A 20,139-nucleotide genomic window follows, 5' to 3' on the forward strand; every position below is an offset into this window, starting at 1 on the left:
GAATTACGCGAAAGTATAGCACCTCAGTTGCTTAAGAAAAGCTGTTACAATAAACGCAAGTCAGTTAGGAGTAAGTACATGCGGAAGTCCATTTTGATCACATGCCTGGCAGCAATTGCAGGGGTGAGTGCGAGTTTAGGTTCGGTCACTGCATCGGCGGCAATGGCCGATGAGCAATCAGAAAAGTCTGATTTTTTCCCGTTTATTGCCATAGGGCAGCCCCTTGAAGTCTGTTCCAGCATGGCATGGCAACGTTGCGGCGATACCGACTGGATCGACCGCGACGCAATGCGCTCAGATCGCTACGTAAACCTCACTAGCAATTACGTTGAGCCGCTGCTGGATGATAAAAACTGGAATCCGATGCGTCGCGACGTTCGTGACGACTTGCGCGAAGCTTTAGATCTGTTGCACAACCGTATGAACCAGGACGTTATTTCGGAACGCGTATTTCTGGAAGAGTTTACCCGTCGCGCAACGCGTTACATGTACGACCAATTATCGGAACGCGAATGGAACATGATCATCGATTACCTGGAAATGCGGGTACCTGATGATGTCAGTTATGGCGTCAATCTGGCAGAGACCAAAGATGATGTACAGCCTGAGCTATTGCGTCATGTAGTGACGCAAGCTGCAAAAGTCGCCGACGACGATACGCCCCATGTATTGATACTGACAGCGGGTCAGCGCGACAGTCTGGATAAGGTGAACTACTACCTGCAAAGTTTCGCCGCGGCTGGCGCTGATGCCTCGTGGTTACCACTGGATGCCGCGGTTTTGGCTGCCCGTGAAGAAGATGCCTGTGCCGAATTGGACAAATTCCGGGCGAGCGAAATGGGCGCTTACCGGCGCGGTAAAGTGCACGCTGATCTGCATGCCCGCCAGCTGGCGTTCTGTGAAGCCGGTGATGCACTGGCGCCACTGCGTACCGCTGATGCGATTTTTATCGCTGATGGCTCGCCGGATCTTTTGCGGCCCCTGTTTGTCACCCAGTTGAATGAACCTAACGTATTTGCTGTTGCCATCGCTGAGCGCGTTGCAGAAGAACAATTGGTGGTCGCGGCGGCCGGTACAGCGGTCAACGTGCTGACCAGCAAAGCAATGTTAACCGGCGGTACCAGCCGCGAAGCGTTAAAAGACGGGGTGCATTCGTCGCGCAGTCCAGGTTTAGGCTGTCATAAAGACGACATGTGTCCGCGTGGCCTGAATGAGCACAGTGCAACCTATCATCCCCTTGGTGGCGCCGGCTTATTCCGCTGGGCAACCCTTGATGCCGAGGTCGGCGAAGAAGGGCGTCACGGCCGTCTGTTGCGCGTTGCAGCGACCAATCGTGTGCCTATGGCCGTAGGTATTGATGCGGCGACCGCATTGATGGTGAATTTGAAATCGGGCGACTTTAAAGTGGTTGGCGAACGGGGCGTATTCTTCGCCCTCGGTGCGCAGCAGAATGAGCGCGCCGTAGCAGCCAGCTTCCATTACCTGATGGCAGGATCAACTGGCACCTTCGCTGGTGATGAGATCACCAACGTGAGCCTGGCGGACAGTTCTCAGGTCGTGCAGGAGAACCCCACCACCAACTTCCTCGATGGACGTGGTATGTATGACGCGCTGCGCTTGTTATGTAACGACCGCAACAGCGTTGAAGTGAAGCAGGAGCAGTTTACCCTGACGCTGATTGGCGGCGAAGGTGTTACCACCGCCAAAGCGGGTGCGGAGTGTCAGGTAGTGGATGCACGTATCGGCTTACAATACGTACCGTCGGAAGCGTTTTAATCCGCGCTGACGCGTCTTAGGAAAAGTATGGCGTCAGGCGACGCCATACTTAGTACGATAAGCAGTAACAGCCTCGAGGTGCTCGGCCAGCTCGGGGCTTTTTTCTAAATAGCGAATGACATCGTTGAGTTTAACGATGCTGATAACTTTGGTATTAAAGTCCCGCTCAACTTCCTGAATAGCACTGAGCTCGCCCTGACCTTTTTCCTGCCGGTCAAGGGCTATCAAGACCCCGGCCAGCTCGGCGTTATTGGCTTTGACGATGTCCATGGATTCACGAATGGCAGTGCCGGCGGTGATGACATCATCCACCAGCATGATCTTACCCTTAAGCTCTGAACCCACCAGGTTGCCACCTTCGCCGTGCGCTTTCTTTTCTTTGCGGTTGAAGCAGTAGGGAACGTCTTTCTGATAAGTGTCGTACAGCGCAATGGCGGCCGCTGTAGCAATCGGAATACCTTTGTACGCGGGGCCAAACAGCACATCGTAGTCGACCTCGCTGTCTTGCAGTGCGGCTGCGTAGAAACGTCCTAGCCGCGCCAGATCAGCGCCTTTATTGAACAAGCCGGCATTAAAGAAATACGGGCTGGTACGCCCGGATTTCAGGGTAAATTCACCGAATTTTAAGACGCCACGGGTGATGGCGAATGAGATGAAGTCTTTTTGATATTGTTTCATATTAAAAACCGCATGCGTTATTCGTTGTTCGTTACTCGTTGTTCGTGAAAACAACAGCCCTTTAAGCTAGTGCTTGTTTTTGCAGGTCCATGAGTTCGCGGATGGCGTGACGCGCGAGCTCAAGCATTTCATTCATTTCATCGAACGAGAAAGGCTCGGCTTCGGCGGTGCCCTGCAGTTCGATCAGCTTACCCGCTTCGGTCATGACCACGTTCATGTCGGTATCGGCTTTTGAGTCTTCCGGATAGTCCAGATCGGCAACCGGATGGCCGTTGTACATGCCGACAGAAACTGCAGCGACCAAGCCTTTGAGCGGATTGGTTTTGACCATGCCCTGATTACGCATCCAGTTCAGTGCATCAACCAGCGCCACACAAGCACCCGTGATGGATGCGGTGCGCGTACCGCCGTCGGCCTGCAGCACGTCGCAGTCGATGGTGATGCTGTTCTCGCCAAGCACGGTCAGATCCACACAGGAGCGCAGCGAACGGCCAATCAGGCGCTGAATTTCAACGGTACGACCGCCCTGCTTGCCACGCGACGCTTCGCGATCCATGCGGGTATGGGTCGAGCGCGGCAACATGCCGTATTCCGCCGTTACCCAACCCTGGCCTTTACCTTTAAGGAACCGTGGCACACCTTTCACCACACTTGCGGTGCACAACACTTTGGTGTCGCCGAACTCAATCAACACTGAACCTTCAGCGTGACGGGTGTAGTTGCGGGTAATGGTCACCGGACGAATTTGCTGGGCAGTACGACCACTTGGACGCATGGGCTGGCTCCTTTACTGGAAATAAGCTGTAAGTAATTTGGGCGGCGATTATAGCAGAGTTGACGGTGAAATTCCGCGTGTCAGAAAACAATGTTAAACTGTCTGCAACTTTAGCTAAGAGATATCTACTATGATTCAAAGCATGACCGGATACGCGCGCCACGAACTGAAAGCCGAATGGGGTACAGCGACGTGGGAACTGCGTTCAGTGAATCAACGTTTTTTAGAAACCTATTTCCGTTTGCCGGAGCAGTTTCGTTCGATGGAAAACATGCTGCGCGAGAAACTGCGCAAGCAACTGCAGCGCGGCAAAGTGGAGTGCAACCTGCGTCTCAACATCGAACAAAAAGTTGAAGGCGGCTTGCAGTTGAACGAAGAGTTAGCGAAAAGCGTGATCTCCAGTGCCAACTGGATCTCCAACCAAAGCTCGTCGTCGTATCTGAACCCGCTCGACGTGTTGCGGTGGCCAGGCGTGGTCGCCCAGAGCGAAGACGATATGGATGCGATTCAGGCCGACGTAATGGCTGCGTTTGATACCGCCGTTGCTGAATTTATCGACAACCGTGCAAGCGAAGGTAAGGCGCTGGAGCGGCTGATTGAAGAGCGTTTAGAAGGCGTAGCCGAGCAAGCTGCGTTCGTGCGCAAGCGCATGCCAGAAGTCCTGGAATGGCAACGTGAGCGCTTACTCACGCGGCTGGAAGAAGCCAAGGTCGAACTCGACCCGCAGCGGCTGGAAAGCGAAATGGTGATGCTGGCGCAAAAAACCGACGTCGCAGAAGAGCTGGACCGCCTCGATACCCACGTCGTCGAAACCCGCAAAATACTGCGCAAAGGTGGAGCCTGTGGCCGTCGCCTCGACTTCATGATGCAAGAATTCAACCGCGAAGCGAACACCCTCGGCTCCAAGTCCATCAACACCGACATCACCTCCGCCGCCGTCGAACTCAAAGTGCTGATTGAGCAGATGCGCGAGCAGATCCAGAATATTGAGTAACATCCCGGGTGCCACAGGTAGCCCGTAGTTCTACTACGGGTCCAACCCGCCGCTTACTCCTAAGTTCCCAAATTGTAATCTGCGGAAAAATCGGGATTACTAACCCAAGGAGCCACACCGATGCGCAAAACTGACAAAAAGCTAGAGCGTGATATCGTCCGCGAGCTGACCGCTGTTTGCGAAGCGGCGAAACCCACCTGCAGCGGTTTTGAATGGCTCACTCACACCGTCGACTATACGAGGTTCCCTGAAAGTTTGCGGGTGACGTTGGTTTTTAATGAAACGGTGAACGAAAAAACCATGCTTGCCGAATTCAAAGCGCTGATTCCTAAAGTGCAGTTTGCGCTTGAGCCTATTGTCGACGGCGAGTTACCCGCGGCACAAATCGAGGCCCGCCGCGAACACCGCATAAATTAATTTTGACGCCGGCCTACAAGGAGCAGCTATGTGCGGCAGATTAGATATCCGTGATCATCAGCTCATGAAGTTTGTCAGCGAGCAGCTGGGGCTCAACTTCACAACGCAAACCAATCGTGATCTGCGGCCGACGCAGCAGGTGGAGATCGTGAGATATGACCAAGAGCTGCAGCAGCTCAGCTCAACTTGGGGGATTCAGCCCCAGTGGGCGAAGCGGCCCTTAATTAATGCGCAGGCGGAAACCGTTGCCACCAAGCCCACTTTCAAAGCGGCCTTTAAGCTACATCGCTGCGTCGTTCCCTGCAGTGGCTGGTACGAGTGGAAAGCCGAAGCGGGACAGTCGAAAAAAACCAAGTACCTTTTTACTCACCCGGATGAGCAGCCGTTTTACATGGCCGGTCTTTATTTCCCAATGACCGATGGCGAGAACCGACTGGTGACCTTAACCACCGCGCCAACGCCGCAGTGCCTTGAGTATCACCATCGTATGCCGTTGCTGGTGCGCCCGAATGAGGTAAATTATTGGCTGACCAGCAATGCTGAGGCGCTCGACCCGCTTTTGCAGGCGCCTGAAGATATTCCGCTGAGTATCCATAAGGCGTCGTGAAGTTCGAGGTTCTGCCTGTAAGCCTGTGCAACGCCAAAATGTAACTTCAAAAAAATAAACAATTTAATTACTATTTTATTCATTCAGATTTACATGTAATGTTAAGGCTCCTCGGAAGCTTAAGAAGCCACCAATGAAGAAATCTCCACTAAAAGCGAAGCCTTTACGCAATCCCGGCGAATCGCTTGAAAAACAGCTTATGAATATCGTTTTAGACGATATTCTTTTCTACTTATTGATAGCCATGGTCGCCCTCGCGCTGGCCGTAACTGAATGGAGTCGTTGGTATTTTGACAGTCCGCCCAATCCAATACTCGTATCCCTACTTGCCGGTGTCGTCATACTGGTAGCAGCCTGGAAAATGGTGCGTGGGGTACGCAAAACCAAGCCCATTAAGTTGGGTATTGAGGGCGAGAAAGCGGTGGGGCAATTTCTGGAACGGCTTCGCGTACAAGGTGCTCAGGTATTTCACGACATCGAGGGAGAGAACTTCAACCTTGATCACGTGGTGATTCACCGTTCAGGTATCTACGTCATTGAGACCAAAACGATGTCAAAACCAGATAAGGGCAAAGCAGAATTGGAATTCGACGGTGTTCAAATCAAGCATCGTGGCAAACCGATCAAAGGCGACCCGGTGACACAAGTAAACGCGGCCAGTTATTGGCTGGGTGAGCTGCTCAGTGAGTCAACCGGTCGTAAACTGCCGGTTCGCGGTGTGGTGGTCTATCCGGGCTGGTACATCCATAGCCCCGATACCCGACGAACCAAGGTGTGGGTATTAAATCCCAAAGCATTGCCGACGTTTATCGAAAACCAACCCAAGCAAATCGAGCCAGAAGACGTCCACCTTTTCGCTTATCATCTGAGCCGATTTATACGCACTCTATGAGTTGGCTACATTATGCAAGTGATTTTCACCGCGCAGTAAACTCACGCACCCACACATCGACCGTCACGGTCAGTTCAGTCAGTGCCTCAGCGCGGGCACGACCTTCATTGCTGGCGCGATAAAGGTGTGGCGTCATGGTCAACAGGTTATGAATCGCAGCCTGGGTGGGCAGGGTTACCGAAAAGGTGACACGCTGCTCAGACTTGAGCTGCCAGTCATCAAGAGAGATCGGTAATTGATGTGGTTTGGCTTTCACCTCGGAATAAATAACCTGTTTGAGTTCGCTTAGATGATCCGGCGCGGGATCCACCATCAGCAATCGGCCGCCAGGTTTGAGTACGCGCTGAAACTCGCCGCTAACCGGAAAGCCAAACACGCATAGAAGCGCATCAATGCTCTTAGCAGCGATAGGAATCTGGCTATTGGAGGCCACCATCCAGGTGGCGCGCTTATCTTGTTTCGCCGCCGCAAGCACGGCCCATTTGGAGATATCAAGCGCGGCAACCTCAAGCTCACAATCCGAGCGCTCAGCCGCATCCAACAGATGCCGTAAGTAGTAGCCCTCGCCACAACCGGCATCCAACACGGCGCCCGGATTACCCCGCAACACCGTCGCCGCAAGTTCATCGGCCAATGGCTGATAAAACCCGCCAGTAAGAAAATCCGCCCGGGCCTGCACCATAGCTTTGCTGTCACCCGGATCTTTCGAACGTTTGTTCTGCACCGGCAGCAGGTTCACGTAACCCTGCTTCGCAACATCAAAGCTGTGTCCGTTGGTGCAGCGCCAGGTTTTATCCGCGAGGTTCAGCGGCTCCCCATCGAGTGGGCAGCACAGGTGTATGAAGGGGCGTATTAATGAATTCATCGTCATGCAGCTATTGTATGGCAGTTTGCCTGAAAGGTCAGGTGTTTATCCAGCGCCAAACCTACACCAGCAACAACGCCACGCCAGCCACATAAAGCACGATAAGCAACACACTCTCCAGGCCAATACCTGCCGGGCCTTTGCGCTGCCGACGGATAAGTCCCATCATCAATACCGCCGACATGAGCAGGGTCAGACTGACCCAGAAAACGGTGTCGTCGCTCATGGCGTGGTAGATCGAGCCATCGCGGTAGGCGACGTCGGAGGCTGCGGTAAACAGGGTGTCATAGGCGTTGCCACCGATAATGCCGCCAACGGCCAGGGTCAGAGCGCCGCGACGCACTGCGGCTACCGAGGTGACCAGTTCAGGAATAGAGGTGCTGACGGCGGTTAATAGCACGCCCACCAGAGTATGTGTCGCGCCGGTTCGGGCAGCAATAACCGTCGCACTCGGTTCCAGCATATAGCCGGCCAAACCCAGAATAACGAAGAGCACGAGAAACTCGACCCAGAGGCGACCCAACGAAGGCATGAGGTTAACATCGTCGGGTTGATCTTCGCGAGTTTCGCTGGTGTGGGTCGGAGTCCACATGGGTGCGTGGTGGGCGCGCTGCACCAGATGAATTCCCATCGCATAGGCAATAAACATCAGCGGAGTCACAGGATGGACTCCCCATAGGGTGACATCCGGTAACAGCGGTGCCATTAAAATAATTGAGAGCAGAGCGATGAGCAGCCCATTCTGCATCATGTTTGGTTCGGATGCAGCAGCATGTTCAAGGTTGGCGCGACGATAGGTCAGATCAGCTATTGCCAGAAAAAAGGTCTGTACTGCAATGCCGCCGAGGGCATTACTCACGGCTAGCTCAGCGTGACCATTCCACGCCGCGGTCACCGACAGTACCGAACCGCCAATTGATGTAGTTGCGCCAAGCAATACGGCGCCCGCGGCTGCTTTCCCCGATGCCCGTGCGATCAGCAAGCTGGTCAACAATACGGGTAAGCCGGGTGCCGGCAACCGCAATCACCAGAGCGAGAATGGCAAATAGGATTAAACCTTGCAGTAACGTCCAGTTCTCAGGGTTCAACAACGACCCTTTTCTCCTTCACAGCGACTGATGACTGGATTATAGCCAGCTGAATCAACGGATCAAAGTCAGCATGGAGTCGTTGCGGTCACTTGCCCCTCCGATTGCCCTTTCGGTCGCCAGCGCGTTGACATCCCGCGCCACAAGGGTTATCAAGGCTAGATAACTCTAGATAACTCTAGATAACTCTAGATAACGACAGGAAAGAGAACTATGTTTGAATATAAACGCATCGCGCTAGCAGTCTCGCTAGTGTTAATGACGAGCGCATGCTCAGAAGCCCCAAAAGAAGACGCCACTACTGCCGCAGAAACCACGCAAACTGCAGCTGCTGAAGCAAGCACTCAGCAAGACACACAGCAAACAGAGTCGGAAAAAGCCAATGAGCTGTTTGAAGACATTTTCATGCAAAGTGTTATGCGCAGCCCGATGTTTCAGTCGTACCTTGGCATCGAAGAAGATCAGGACAAGTGGGACGATATCTCTGAAGAGCGCGCTCAGGAAGATTTAGCCCTGCAAAAAGAAAACCTCGCCAAGGTCATGGCCATTGACGAATCTAAGCTCAATGAACAGACCCGCATCAGCTGGATGTTGATGAAACAGCAGCTTGAACACGACATCGAAGACTTCAAATGGCGTCATCACAACTACCCTGTGAACCAGATGTTCGGCATGCACTCAAGCGTTGCTTCGTTGCTTATCAACCAGCACGGTATCGACGAAGTAGACGATGCAGAAGACTACATCGCCCGTCTGAATGGTTTACCAGGTTTGTTTGACCAGTTAGCAGAGAACCTGCGCCTGCGCGCTGAAAAAGGCATAATTGCACCGAAGTTTGTCTACCCTTATGTGATTAGCGACAGTAAGAACATCATTACCGGTGCGCCTTTTGATGATGGCGAAGCCAGCGCATTGTGGGCAGATTTCACCAAAAAAGTGGCTGAGCTTGATATTGATGAGAGCCAGTACAATGAACTGATGAGCGCGGCTGAGCAGGCGATGTTGCAATCGGTCAAGCCAGCATTTGAAAACCTGATTGCTGTGGTCGAAGATCTTGAAGAGCAAGCGACCACCAAAGATGGTGCCTGGAAATTGCCTAATGGTGAAGCTTTCTACAATAACGCACTGAAGCGCACAACGACGACTGACTTAACAGCCGATGAAATCCACGAGATTGGCCTGAGCGAAGTCGAGCGGATCCACGACGAAATGCGCGTGATCATGGAAAAAGTAGGCTTCGAAGGCACCTTGCAGGAATTCTTCGTGCACATGCGTAACAACGAAGACTTTATCTACCCGTCGACGCCAGAAGGTCGCAAGCGCTATATGGATGAGGCCACTGCTTTCATCGACAGCATGCGCGGTCGTCTTGACGAGCTGTTCCTGACCAAGCCTGAAGCCGACATGATCGTCAAAGCGGTGGAACCTTTCCGTGAAAAATCTGCCGGTAAAGCTTTCTATCAGCAACCGTCAATGGATGGTACCCGCCCAGGTATTTACTACGCGAACCTGTATGACATGGCGGCCATGCCGACCTATCAGATGGAAGCGCTGGCTTACCATGAAGGTATTCCAGGTCACCACATGCAGATCGCCATTCAGCAAGAGCTGGAAGGTATTCCATCATTCCGTAAATTCGGCCGTTATACCGCTTACTCTGAAGGTTGGGGTCTGTACACCGAGTTTCTGCCAAAAGAGTACGGTTTTTATGAAGACCCTTACTCAGACTTCGGCCGCTTAGCTATGGAACTATGGCGCGCAGTACGTCTGGTCGTCGATACCGGTATCCATGACAAGAAATGGACCCGTGAAGAAGGTATCGATTTCTACGTGACGAACACGCCAAACGCGAAATCCGATGCAGTGAAAATGGTTGAGCGTCATATCGTTATGCCAGGCCAGGCGACTGCCTATAAAATTGGTATGAACAAGATCCTTGAGCTGCGTGAGAAAGCGAAAGCTGAGCTGGGCGACAAGTTCGATATTCGTGAATTCCACGATGTCGTACTCCGCAATGGTCCGGTACCGCTGAATATTCTTGAGCAGTTCGTTAACGATTACATTGCTGAAAAGAAAAGCTAATCGCCTGATCTGAACCGAAAACAGAAGCCGCACAGCGTTTCACAACCTGTGCGGCTTTTTTTTGCTCTTTATGGTATTGCGAACCATTCGCATTTGCATTAAGATCCCCCGCATTATTTATTTAGAACAATGCCGATGAGGATCTTGTTGTGAAAATGCTGTCTCGTGTTGCTGTAGCCGTTAGTCTCGCCCTCACCCCCCAAGCGTTCGCAGTGGAAATGCAAACCATCGAAGCTATGGAGCGTCTGGAAATTCGTGGCGAACAGCAAAGTGGCTATTTATCGAAGGAACAACAGTCTGCTTCAAGACTGGAACTTAGCATCAAAGAAACCCCGCAATCTGTGACCGTCATCACTGCGGAGAAAATGAAAGATTTTGCGCTTAACGATCTTAACAGTGCACTGGAAAATTCAGCCACCATTAACGTTGAGCAAGTAGAAAGCGACCGCACTTACTTCACCTCTCGCGGTTTTGCCGTCAATAACTTCCAAATCGACGGCCTGGGGCTGCCCCTGATCAACGACAACACCCACGGTCGCGTCGATGCAGCTTTATATGAGCGGATTGAAATTGTCCATGGCGCCAATGGTGTGATGACTGGTATCGGTAGTCCTTCAGCGACGGTCAACCTGGTACGCAAGCGTCCGAAGAGCGAAACTCAGGGTTACGTAAGCGCAACTGCAGGTTCATGGAGCAGCTTCCGTTTAGAAGGTGACTACTCAGTCGTAGTAAACGATGCGTTCCGCGTGCGCGCCGTGGTTGTTGCCGATGATCGCGAATCTTACCTTGACCGCTACGCCAACAAGAGCCAGGTATTTTATGCGGTGGCTGACTATGCACCAACCAACAACACCCTGATCACCTTCGGTCATAGTGAGACCAACAGCGAAACCGACGGTAACCTGTGGGGCGCATTGACCCTTTATTATGGCGATGGCACACCAACTAATTTCGACCGTAGCACCAACATTGCTGCGGACTGGTCTGAGTGGAACGTTAAAGAAAGCCGCAGTTTCATCGATCTTGAAACTGCCCTGAACGACCACTGGAGCCTGCGCGTTGCTTACAACCGCGTGCGTACCGATGAAGACAGCCATTTGTTCTACACCTATCTGGCTGACCCAGCTGCTGGTCTAGATCCGGAAACGGGTCTGGGTCTGATCGGCTACGCCAGTGAGTACGACCTGGATGATAAACAAGATACGATTGATGCCTACGTCAACGGCAACTTCAGCGCCTTTGGTCAGGAGCACCAGGTGGTTGTAGGTGCCAGCTACGCACGTCTGGACTACATCGACACAAGCTTGTATGACTTCCACACCGGCAATGGTTTCCCGGCGCTACCAGCGTTAGAAGACTGGAACGGTAATACACCGTTCCCGGAATTCACTGATGGTTTGACCGGTAGTACTATCGACAATACCCAACGGGCAGTTTACGCTCAGGCACGCTTCTCGCTGACCGATGATCTCAAAGTCCTTGCCGGCGGTCGTTACAATAATTTTGAAACCCAAGGCTTTGGCTACGGCGTGGATAACTCGCGCGACGAAAGTAAATTCGTACCTTACTTTGGTTTAACCTACGCCCTGACTGATGCGGTAACGGCCTATGGTTCTTACACCGAAACCTTCATGGCCCAGAATTTACGCGACGAAAACTTCGAACGCTTGCCAGCATTAACCGGCAAAAGCAGCGAAGTCGGTTTTAAAGCTGATTTATTCGATGGTGGCGCATTGTTGTCTGCAGCGTACTTCAATGTACAGCAGGAGAACTTAGGTGTCGGCGCAGGCGAGTCTGTGAACCCTGAAACAGGTGTGCCAGAGCCGGTTTACCGTGCAGTTGATGGTATCGAAAGTAAAGGTTTCGAGGTGGAGCTTGCTGGTGAAATCCTCCCTGGTTTACAAGGCAACGTAGCTGTTACCTCGTTTCAAATTGACGGCGACCAACTGGTTGAAGATTACACCCCGGAAAACTTATTCCGCAGTTCACTGACCTACCGCCCGGCGGCGATGGACAAGTTGAAACTGGGTGCGACTTACATCTGGCAGGACAAAATCTCTCGCGTACAAGGTACCGTGGGGCCGTCTTATGCCAACGCCGGTGAAACCATTGTTACCACTCAGGACGCCTATGGCCGCTTGAACCTGATGGCCAGCTATCAGGTGAATGACGCGGTGTTAGTAAGTGTGAACGTTAACAATGCTACCGATGAAAAGTACCTGAACAGCTTGTTGTGGGCACAAGGGTATTACGGTGCTGAGCGTAACTTCTCGGCGAACTTGACCTACGCATTTTAAGGACAAATCATACCGCTATGAGCATGCGTAAATCACTGCACAAGTGGCATGGCTGGATGGGGATCATTTTTATGATCCCCTTTCTGCTTATTTGCCTGACCGGAAGTATTCTGGTTTTCAAAAAAGAAATCGACAGCGTACTACTGCCGGAAGTTGCGACCCTTGCACCTTCTACAGCGCCACGCTTGCCCCTTGATACGTTAAAAGATCGGGTCAATGAACAGCTGCCAAATTATGAAATTGGTAGCTGGGAAATTTTCCCGGCCGGTCACGACGAAGCTGATCGCGTGTTCATGATTAAAGAAGGCACGGATATCTGGCATAAGGTTCATTTGAACCCTTACACCGGGGAGCTGCAAAGCCAGCCCACTGAACCCAGTCATTATCTGACCGACTGGCTGGTGGAGCTGCATTACACCCTGTTATTAAATGACCTGGAATGGCTTGATTTCAGTTTCGCCACTGAACATTTAGGTCTACTCATAGGTTTTACGCTAGGTCTGTTTTTACTGTTTATGGGCATATCGGGTCTGATTATTTACCGCCGTTTCTGGGCGCGTTTTTTCACCCTGCGCTGGAACCAGCGTATGTTGGTCGTGTTCAGCGATCTGCATAAAATGGCCGGCACTTTTGCTTCGCCAGTGTTGCTGGTGCTGGGTATCACCGGCGTCTATTACAACGGACTGATTTTCTACGAAGAGTGGACCGAGCATGGTGGCGGTCAGGAGCATCACATCATGACCGAGCGCTTGTACAGCGACCAGGTCAATATCGACGAGCTGGTGGCCGACAGTCGCGAACGCATTGATGGCTTCAAACCAACATTCTTGCTGTTTCCATTTGAGCCAGCGTTGCCATTTACCGTATTTGGCCGTGCGCCAACGGATAATCCGCTGTTGAGCAATTACGGTAGCGTTTCCAATTATGATGCCTTCAGCGGTGAGTACCTCAGCACTTACAACCTGAATGAGCAGGGCGTGGGGATGAAAACCCTGGATTCCTTCCGCCGCCTGCACTTCGGCACCTGGGGCGGTCTGCCGGTGAAGATTTTGTATAGTTTCGTCGGTGTACTACCCTTACTGTTAGCCATCACCGGCACCTATATCTGGTTGCAGCGCCGCAATAAGCGGGCAAGGCGACGCTGAGGTTAGAAAACAGGCACACTTTGTAAGTCACGTGCTAATCTTAATGTCAGCTAATTGTTATTTCCGCCATTTTGGCGAGTGGAGCTTAACCATGAACTTAGGTGCATTTTCAGTAAGTCTGGCAGTAAAAGACATAAACGCGTCGGTCGAGTTTTATAAAAAGCTTGGCTTCGAGCCGCTCGTTGATTTGACAGCGCAGGGCTGGGCCATAGTGAAGAACGGCGACCATGTGATCGGCCTGTTCCAGGGCATGATTGACGAGACTATTCTCACCTTTAACCCGGGCTGGGATCAGTCGGGGCAGAACGCCTCCGAGTTCACCGATATCCGTGAACTCGAACGGCAACTGAAAGCCGCTGATATTGAGGTTTTTAACGCGAACTTAGATGGCCCTGACAGCCGCGGCAGTTTGATGATCCGCGACCCTGATGGCAATGCGATTTTGTTGGACCAGCATCGGTGAGGGGGGCTTAACTAATCGTTGGGGAATGTCGCTTTTTTCATGTTCGGCACATCGCAAGCTCACCCGCGCGACAACACCTTAATCAAGTGCCACCCGAACTTGGTCTTCACGGGGCCGTGAACTTCCAAAGTGGGTTTGCCGAACACAACTTTATCGAAAGCGGGTACCATTTGCCCGCGGCGGAATTCGCCGAGATCGCCGCCTTTCTTGCCTGAGGGGCAGAGTGAGTGCTTACGTGCGAGGTCGCCGAATTTTTTGCCAGCGGCGAGCTGCTTTTTTAAGTCAGTGGCTTCGGCTTCGGTCTTTACCAAAATGTGCAGGGCGTGGGCGCGTGCCATGAATGCCTCTCCTGTGTTGTGTCTGTCATGTCGTGTACAAAAGTAATGCTCAAAGGCTACCAATCTTCCAACTGCTGCAAGTGTTTGATGCGATCGCGTTGCAGGGCGAGTGCTTCGAACACGTCCGAGTAACTTTGATTGCGAGGCGACAGATTAGGTAAGGCGAAGTTGGCCTGAGTGAAGAACTCATTTTTGTAGTCCTCCCAGCCTTGCTGCCACCAATGCACAATAAACTCGCGTGATTGTAAGAGCTTGTGATTGGTGGGTAGTTTATCCGATTTTGCTGCATTGATGGCAGTTTTGGTCGGCAACAGGTTCCACAAATCATTGTTTGGCCAGCGGGCGAACGGGAAAGCATGATCAACGGCGTAGGCACGGTGCCTGATGGCGCTGCCGGACCAGCAACAGTGCACCTGATCTTCGGTCAGCAATGCTTCGACACGCTTGCGTACGCGGTTGGTGGTGCGCTCGGGGTTTTCCCATCTCAGCGCGTTAAGGTAGTCGACCTGCGAAAATGAGCGTTGCAGATTAAGTGAGTAGCTCGCCATCAGATGGCTCCACTCGTTAACGAGAGCCGGTTCAATCCAGACGCTGAAACGCGATAACGCGTCCCAGATACTGCGCGGGACGTAGAAGATACCCAGTGACTTCAGGAAATCATAATCTAGCACGAGAGGCTCGCTGGGCTTGCGCGTGCGTCGCAATTCGACCTGAAAGACTTCGGTTTCGGTACCCGGCAAGGTGATGTATTTGGCGGGCATGTTCTTAATGGTCGCGGCGATATCTTTCAGGGTACGGTAGACGTTGTTGCTGGTGACAGGGTCGAAATAACAGGCGCCAATGTAAAAATCGTTAGCGGTGAAAGACTTTAAGGTCAGCCAGCCATCTTCTTTAACGAAACCAAGACCCTTGCTACTGCTGCTTTGTTGTATTTCGTATTGATCGACTAACGGCTTATAAAGTTTCAACCAATAAAGCGCGACCAGGCCCATAGGCAGAGTCACAGTAGTTTCGGTTTGTTCCAGTACCGCACCGGGGTGTCCTTCGGCGATGCGCAATAAGGTACGCAGCAACGCAACTTTGTAGGTTGATGCCTTACTATCGTTGATCACGATATTACGAATCAGCGGAAATGCGCCGGTGCCGTCATCTGGCAAGGTGAGCAATACGGTTTGCCGTGATGAGGCATCATCGCGGTTGGCGAGCAGTTTGTAGGTCAGTCCCTGCTGCTGGGCGAATTGCGCGAGCTCATCTGCATGCTCATCCGGGCTATCGCTACCAGGCAGCGAGACGACCATTTTGCCGTTGGGCTTGAGTAGCGAGCTAAGTTTGCGGAAACTGCGTTGCCGCGCGGACGATGGTACGTCCATCCATGCAGCGCCAAGCAAAACCAGATCGAATTTGGTTTGCAGTTTGTGTACATGGGTGAGTTCGGGCAGGCTGTCGTCCATCCAATGGATTGGTTGTCCCGCGCCATAGTGTTGAGCTTGCTCGCGAATGCCGGCGTCAGATTCCACAGCGATGACGCTTAAACCTTTGCTGGCCAAAAAGCGCGCGTCGCGGCCTGAGCCTGCGCCCACATCAAGGGCCATGCCTTCGCTCGGAATAAGCTCAAGCCAGTCGCGATGCACCTGTTCAAATTCAAGGCTGTCGCACTGCTCGGTAAGTTGTTCCGCATTGAGGCTGTAGTAGGTAATGTTGTCGTCCATCCCTCGACGTTTTCTCTTCTTTTTCAAACAAATGTTGTATGAATAAGCCCCACTATAATTGCTTTTTTGTACAATGGCATCTTTCAGTCAGGGCATTTTGGGTGAGGAGCCAACAATGTTATTAAAAAAATCTGCAATCGATGCTATGCCGGGTGAGAACAAAACGCATTTTCTCAATGCCAATGCGCAGCGTTTGAACAAGTCGTTGGGCGACGCTACGGGCATGAAGTCGATGGGGATTCATTTGATTACGGTGGAGCCAGGGCGTGATTCGACCGAGCACCATTTTCATCATTTTGAAGAAGAAGCGATTTACGTGCTGTCGGGCACTGGGGTTGTGACGGTCGGCGAGGAGCAGTTCGACATCGGCGCCGGTGATTTTATTGGCTGCCCGATTGACCATGTGCCGCACTCCATGCAGGCCACGGGTTCCGAGCCGCTGCAGTGTTTGGTGGTGGGCAATCGTTTGAATGCTGATGTCAGTGATTATCCGCGTCAGGCGAAGCGTTTGTACCGGTATCCAAGCGGTTGGGATCTGGTGGATACTGCCGATGTGACCAATGTGAAGTGATACAAATAGACGCCACTCAGCGCTCGCCTAACACATCCGCAACAAACTCATCCGCAGTCGAATAGCTGCGCGGACCGTCGTTGCCGCGGCTGCCGTCTGCGCGGCATAAGGTCTCGGCAAGTCGATCAGTACGGCGGCGTGGTTTGGCTGGCGCAACCAGCGAGAAAGGTAGTAAAAACGATGAGGGCGGCAAAGATCCATTTAGTCATGCGTTAAGTCCATGTGTTGTGCGAGAATGCTTTCACTATACTGGCTAAATACTTTCAATGGAACGACTTCAATGATCAACGTAAAACCTGGAATCTATCGACACTATAAAGGCTCTGAGTACGAGGTTATCGGCACTGTGCAGCATTCGGAAACGGAAGAATTGCTAGTGCTTTATCGCCCTCTGTACGGTGAGCGTAAGTTGTGGGTGCGTCCGCTGGATATGTTTTTTGAGTCGGTGGAGGTTGATGGCGACGAAGTGCCCCGGTTTGAGTATTTGAGGGACGAATAATGCGACATTTTCTGGCTTTGACGTTTCTGCTTTCCACCTCGCTCGCAGCGGTGCAGGCGGCTGAAGTTGACCGCGCCGCGCTGGTCGGGGACTTCGTTGCCGCCTTCAACGCGCAGGACTCAGCCGCGATGGCACGCCTGGTTACGGACGAAGTGCAGTGGTTATCGGTGAAGGGCGATTCCGTAGCCGTAGAAACCGCAGGACGTGATGCTCTGGTTGCCGCCATGGATAGCTATTTCTCTTCTTGCGCTTCCTGTCGCAGCAAGTTACTTGAGGTGCAGGTGTTAGGCTCGCGGGTGTCGGTAATTGAGCAGGCTTCATGGCAGGTGGACGACGAACTGCGCTCGCAGTCGAGCATCGCTGTGTATGAGTTTGCTGAAGACCGCATTGCGCGGGTGTATTATTTTGCCAGTGAGTAACCAGGCAAAAAAAAGCTTCCCAAGGGGCTAAAAGTTGTCCCAGTAGGGGGGAGTACCGAAGTAACCGTCGATAAAGTCGAGGAAGCTGCGAACTTTGCTGGCGAGAAATTGACGGTGAGCAAACACGGCGTATAAGGCTATCGGTTCGGGTTCATAGGCTCGCAATATGGGCTGGAGGCGACCCTCGCGTAAGGCGTCCCAGGCGATAAAGGTGGGTTGCAGCGCAATACCTGCACCGGCGCATGCCGCCTCGACCAGGATGTCACCATTGTTGCTAAGTAATACTTTTCGGGCGGTGGGTACCACGGCATCATTCATATAGCTGTAGTGTAAATACCGGTGTTCGCGCAGTGCATTCATGTCAGCGGGTGTGCCAGCGCGTTCTAAATAACCAGGTGCGGCGCAATATAGTAAGCGCACCGGCGCAAGCCGCTTGGCAATAAGCGACGACGAATCCAGCTTACCAATTCGCAGAGCAATATCAAAACCCTCCTCTATAATGTCGACCTTGCGATCGTTCAGTTGCAGATCGACCACGACTTGAGGATAAGCTTCCTGAAAGGCACATACCAAAGGAGCTAAATGACGAATTGCAAACGACACTGGCGCACTGATACGTAACACGCCACGCGCACTATGCTGTAGTCCGGAAAGTTGCAGTTCTAAATCATCAATGTCGGCAAGCACCTGCTGTGCCCGTTGGTAATAGGCCGTCCCCGCTTCGGTCAGGTGCTGGCGCCGAGTTGTTCGATTCAGCAATCGCACACCCAAATGCTCCTCTAACTGGCTGAGCGACTTACTGACGAGCTGAGGTGAAAGCCCAAGCTTTTCAGCTGCCTGTACAAATGACCCTTCGTTGACGACCGTTACGAAAACCTTCATTGCCTGAAGTCTATCCATTTGTCTTAACCTATATTATCCACGCCTGGTTGTTAATAAAGCAAAAAACAGGCCATTAATCTACCTAAGTAAGAGTAGTAAAGTATCACCATCAACTTATAGGAGGCATTTTATGAACACGTCAAAATTACATTCAGTATTTAAATCCAACGCTGGTATCGGTGCACTTTTACTGCGCGTACCTGTGGGCATCATTCTTTCCGCTCACGGCGCACAAAAATTATTTGCCTGGTTTGGTGGCTATGGCCTTGAGGGCACAGGTCAATGGATGGCCAGTATTGGTCTAGAGCCTGGTTTCTTAATGGCGTTACTTGCTGGTACTGCTGAATTCTTCGGCGGTTTGGCCCTGATTTTGGGTTTGCTCACTCGTCCGGCTGCGCTGATATCAGCGTTCACCATGGTGGTCGCTATTTTTAGCGTACACGTCGGTAATGGTTTGTTTATGGCCAACGATGGTTATGAATTTGCGCTAAGCTTATTAGCCGCAACTGCTGCGTTAACCGCATTTGGTGGTGGCCGTTTTGCACTGGATAATGCGATTGCCAATAAGCTGGCCAGTACTGATCGCAGCTAAGGACAAAATTATGGCACAACATCAAGTTTTGTTCGTGTCGCATGGCGGGGGACCATTACCCCTGCTTGGCGACACCCAGCATCAAGAGCTGGTGGAGCAGCTTCAGGGAATTGTACCGCGGGTGCAAAAACCGCAGGCGATACTCGTTATTAGTGCACATTGGGAAGCTGCAACGCCGACGGTGACGACGGCGAAACATCCGGGATTGCTGTATGATTATTTTGGTTTTCCGCCGGAGTCGTACAAGATCCAATACCCTGCGCAAGGGCACCCGGAGTTCGCACATCACGTACTTGAAACCCTGGCTGAACACAACATTCCGGCAGCGTCTGATGACCAGCGTCGCCTGGATCATGGTGTGTTTGTGCCACTTAAGCTTATGTACCCCGAAGCCGACATTCCGGTTGTACAGGTGTCACTGAAGCATAACCTTGATCCGCAGCAGCATATAGAATTGGGCAAAGCACTTGCGGCTATCACGCATGAAAATTTGTTGATTCTTGGGTCGGGCTTCTCGTTCCATAACATGAGAGCCTTTTTTTCAACCCAGAATGCTGAAACCGAAAGGCGTAATCTGGCTTTTGAAAATTGGTTGAAAGATACGCTAATGCGTACCGATATTGACGAGCAAGATCGGGAGCATCTTTTGCGGGACTGGGAATCAGCTCCTGAAGGTCGCTTTTGCCACCCGCGCGAAGAACATTTGCTACCGCTTTTGGTCTGCTACGGCGCTACACAAAGGCCCGCCGATTTTTACAGCATGGCGCGGGCACTCGGTCGCACCGCTGGGTTGTTTTTCTGGTCTGCTGGTTAATCTTCCCAAAGAGCGCTTTCTTTCTTTTGTAGCAGCAATAGCTGGAGATCCAGTGCCTGCGTAATTCGCAGCAAGGTATCGATTCGGCCATCGCCCGAACTCTCGAAGTTCGAGATGACCGCCTGGGTGGTCTGCGCCTTCTCGGCTAACTCCGTCTGCGACCAGCCCAAAGCCTTGCGCGCAGCCCGCACCGCACCACCAATGTCTTCCGAATGATTGAGTCTCATAAGCTTTTA

At 52.2% G+C, this 20,139-nt stretch carries 24 protein-coding genes; 14 read left to right on the plus strand and 10 right to left on the minus strand.

From position 1 onward, the window contains the following. Positions 1 to 78 precede the first annotated feature (78 nt). A complete protein-coding gene (locus tag CWI69_RS09795; protein ID WP_126764031.1) occupies positions 79 to 1,776 on the plus strand; it encodes a type 1 glutamine amidotransferase family protein in 1,698 nt (565 codons plus the stop codon). Positions 1,777 to 1,809: 33 nt separating this feature from the next. On the opposite strand, the gene pyrE is transcribed toward CWI69_RS09795, so the two are convergent. Then, positions 1,810 to 2,454, minus strand: a complete 645-nt coding sequence (pyrE, locus tag CWI69_RS09800) for an orotate phosphoribosyltransferase (protein ID WP_126764032.1) — start codon at positions 2,452 to 2,454, stop codon at positions 1,810 to 1,812. Positions 2,455 to 2,515: 61 nt separating this feature from the next. Then, positions 2,516 to 3,229, minus strand: a complete 714-nt coding sequence (gene rph, locus CWI69_RS09805) for a ribonuclease PH (RefSeq protein ID WP_126764033.1) — start codon at positions 3,227 to 3,229, stop codon at positions 2,516 to 2,518. 130 nt (positions 3,230 to 3,359) lie between these two features. On the opposite strand from rph, the gene CWI69_RS09810 reads away from it, so the two are divergent. From CWI69_RS09810 to CWI69_RS09825, 4 genes are all read left to right on the plus strand, one after another. Beyond that, the gene (locus CWI69_RS09810; protein ID WP_126764034.1) at positions 3,360 to 4,223 is read left to right on the plus strand and encodes a YicC/YloC family endoribonuclease; all 864 of its coding nucleotides are present in this window, start codon (positions 3,360 to 3,362) and stop codon (positions 4,221 to 4,223) included. A gap of 120 nt (positions 4,224 to 4,343) precedes the next feature. Further along, a complete protein-coding gene (locus tag CWI69_RS09815; protein ID WP_126764035.1) occupies positions 4,344 to 4,640 on the plus strand; it encodes a hypothetical protein in 297 nt (98 codons plus the stop codon). A 28-nt stretch (positions 4,641 to 4,668) separates the two neighbouring features. Further along, on the plus strand, positions 4,669 to 5,247 hold the full coding sequence (locus CWI69_RS09820) for an SOS response-associated peptidase (RefSeq protein ID WP_126764036.1): 579 nt from the start codon (positions 4,669 to 4,671) through the stop codon (positions 5,245 to 5,247). Positions 5,248 to 5,380: 133 nt separating this feature from the next. Continuing rightward, the gene (locus tag CWI69_RS09825; protein ID WP_126764037.1) at positions 5,381 to 6,139 is read left to right on the plus strand and encodes a nuclease-related domain-containing protein; all 759 of its coding nucleotides are present in this window, start codon (positions 5,381 to 5,383) and stop codon (positions 6,137 to 6,139) included. Positions 6,140 to 6,164: 25 nt separating this feature from the next. On the opposite strand, the gene CWI69_RS09830 is transcribed toward CWI69_RS09825, so the two are convergent. The 3 genes from CWI69_RS09830 to CWI69_RS12340 form a co-directional block, all read right to left on the minus strand. Further along, on the minus strand, positions 6,165 to 7,004 hold the full coding sequence (locus CWI69_RS09830; RefSeq protein ID WP_126764038.1) for a putative RNA methyltransferase: 840 nt from the start codon (positions 7,002 to 7,004) through the stop codon (positions 6,165 to 6,167). Between the two features lie 61 nt (positions 7,005 to 7,065). Continuing rightward, a complete protein-coding gene (locus CWI69_RS09835; protein WP_241971087.1) occupies positions 7,066 to 7,899 on the minus strand; it encodes a sodium:calcium antiporter in 834 nt (277 codons plus the stop codon). Beyond that, positions 7,871 to 8,095 (minus strand): hypothetical protein, encoded by a 225-nt coding sequence (locus CWI69_RS12340; RefSeq protein WP_241971088.1) that lies wholly within the window; start codon positions 8,093 to 8,095, stop codon positions 7,871 to 7,873. The genes CWI69_RS09835 and CWI69_RS12340 overlap by 29 nt, the downstream gene beginning before the upstream one ends. Positions 8,096 to 8,305: 210 nt before the next feature. Between CWI69_RS12340 and CWI69_RS09840 the strand changes: the two genes are divergently transcribed. The 4 genes from CWI69_RS09840 (at position 8,306) to CWI69_RS09855 (ending at position 14,079) form a co-directional block, all read left to right on the plus strand. Continuing rightward, positions 8,306 to 10,174, plus strand: coding sequence for a DUF885 domain-containing protein (locus CWI69_RS09840; RefSeq protein WP_126764039.1), 1,869 nt, complete (start codon positions 8,306 to 8,308; stop codon positions 10,172 to 10,174). A gap of 155 nt (positions 10,175 to 10,329) precedes the next feature. After that, positions 10,330 to 12,471: a TonB-dependent siderophore receptor gene (locus CWI69_RS09845; RefSeq protein WP_241971099.1), complete on the plus strand. Its 2,142-nt coding sequence runs from the start codon at positions 10,330 to 10,332 to the stop codon at positions 12,469 to 12,471. Between the two features lie 17 nt (positions 12,472 to 12,488). After that, on the plus strand, positions 12,489 to 13,616 hold the full coding sequence (locus CWI69_RS09850) for a PepSY-associated TM helix domain-containing protein (RefSeq protein WP_241971089.1): 1,128 nt from the start codon (positions 12,489 to 12,491) through the stop codon (positions 13,614 to 13,616). A 91-nt stretch (positions 13,617 to 13,707) separates the two neighbouring features. Further along, positions 13,708 to 14,079, plus strand: a complete 372-nt coding sequence (locus CWI69_RS09855) for a VOC family protein (protein ID WP_126764252.1) — start codon at positions 13,708 to 13,710, stop codon at positions 14,077 to 14,079. A 59-nt stretch (positions 14,080 to 14,138) separates the two neighbouring features. On the opposite strand, the gene ppiC is transcribed toward CWI69_RS09855, so the two are convergent. Further along, the gene (gene ppiC / locus CWI69_RS09860; protein WP_126764041.1) at positions 14,139 to 14,417 is read right to left on the minus strand and encodes a peptidylprolyl isomerase PpiC; all 279 of its coding nucleotides are present in this window, start codon (positions 14,415 to 14,417) and stop codon (positions 14,139 to 14,141) included. Positions 14,418 to 14,473: 56 nt separating this feature from the next. Then, positions 14,474 to 16,126, minus strand: coding sequence for a class I SAM-dependent methyltransferase (locus tag CWI69_RS09865; protein ID WP_126764042.1), 1,653 nt, complete (start codon positions 16,124 to 16,126; stop codon positions 14,474 to 14,476). 115 nt (positions 16,127 to 16,241) lie between these two features. Between CWI69_RS09865 and CWI69_RS09870 the strand changes: the two genes are divergently transcribed. Then, on the plus strand, positions 16,242 to 16,697 hold the full coding sequence (locus CWI69_RS09870; RefSeq protein ID WP_126764043.1) for a cupin domain-containing protein: 456 nt from the start codon (positions 16,242 to 16,244) through the stop codon (positions 16,695 to 16,697). Positions 16,698 to 16,713: 16 nt separating this feature from the next. Here CWI69_RS09870 and CWI69_RS12260 read toward each other — a convergent pair whose 3' ends face one another. After that, positions 16,714 to 16,890 (minus strand): hypothetical protein, encoded by a 177-nt coding sequence (locus CWI69_RS12260; RefSeq protein ID WP_157984267.1) that lies wholly within the window; start codon positions 16,888 to 16,890, stop codon positions 16,714 to 16,716. 87 nt (positions 16,891 to 16,977) lie between these two features. Here CWI69_RS12260 and CWI69_RS09875 point away from each other — a divergent pair, with 87 nt between their 5' ends. Together CWI69_RS09875 and CWI69_RS09880 are read left to right on the plus strand one after the other, a co-directional pair. Continuing rightward, positions 16,978 to 17,196 (plus strand): DUF1653 domain-containing protein, encoded by a 219-nt coding sequence (locus tag CWI69_RS09875; protein WP_377094668.1) that lies wholly within the window; start codon positions 16,978 to 16,980, stop codon positions 17,194 to 17,196. After that, positions 17,196 to 17,615 carry a nuclear transport factor 2 family protein gene (locus CWI69_RS09880; RefSeq protein ID WP_126764044.1) on the plus strand — a complete coding sequence of 140 codons (420 nt, stop codon included), beginning with the start codon at positions 17,196 to 17,198 and terminating at the stop codon, positions 17,613 to 17,615. The genes CWI69_RS09875 and CWI69_RS09880 overlap by 1 nt, the downstream gene beginning before the upstream one ends. A 27-nt stretch (positions 17,616 to 17,642) precedes the next feature. Here CWI69_RS09880 and CWI69_RS09885 read toward each other — a convergent pair whose 3' ends face one another. Continuing rightward, positions 17,643 to 18,515, minus strand: a complete 873-nt coding sequence (locus CWI69_RS09885; RefSeq protein ID WP_126764045.1) for a LysR family transcriptional regulator — start codon at positions 18,513 to 18,515, stop codon at positions 17,643 to 17,645. A gap of 112 nt (positions 18,516 to 18,627) precedes the next feature. Here CWI69_RS09885 and CWI69_RS09890 point away from each other — a divergent pair, with 112 nt between their 5' ends. Continuing rightward, entirely contained in the window at positions 18,628 to 19,089 is a 462-nt protein-coding gene (locus CWI69_RS09890; RefSeq protein WP_126764046.1) for a DoxX family protein, read from the plus strand. Between the two features lie 10 nt (positions 19,090 to 19,099). Further along, entirely contained in the window at positions 19,100 to 19,903 is an 804-nt protein-coding gene (locus CWI69_RS09895; RefSeq protein ID WP_126764047.1) for a DODA-type extradiol aromatic ring-opening family dioxygenase, read from the plus strand. On the opposite strand, the gene CWI69_RS09900 is transcribed toward CWI69_RS09895, so the two are convergent. After that, the gene (locus CWI69_RS09900; protein WP_126764048.1) at positions 19,900 to 20,130 is read right to left on the minus strand and encodes a helix-turn-helix domain-containing protein; all 231 of its coding nucleotides are present in this window, start codon (positions 20,128 to 20,130) and stop codon (positions 19,900 to 19,902) included. The two genes, CWI69_RS09895 and CWI69_RS09900, sit on opposite strands and share 4 nt — an antisense overlap. Positions 20,131 to 20,139: the final 9 nt, after the last annotated feature.

The sequence above is a fragment of the Pseudidiomarina halophila genome, assembly GCF_003987215.1.
Classification (GTDB): Bacteria; Pseudomonadota; Gammaproteobacteria; order Enterobacterales; family Alteromonadaceae; genus Pseudidiomarina; species Pseudidiomarina halophila.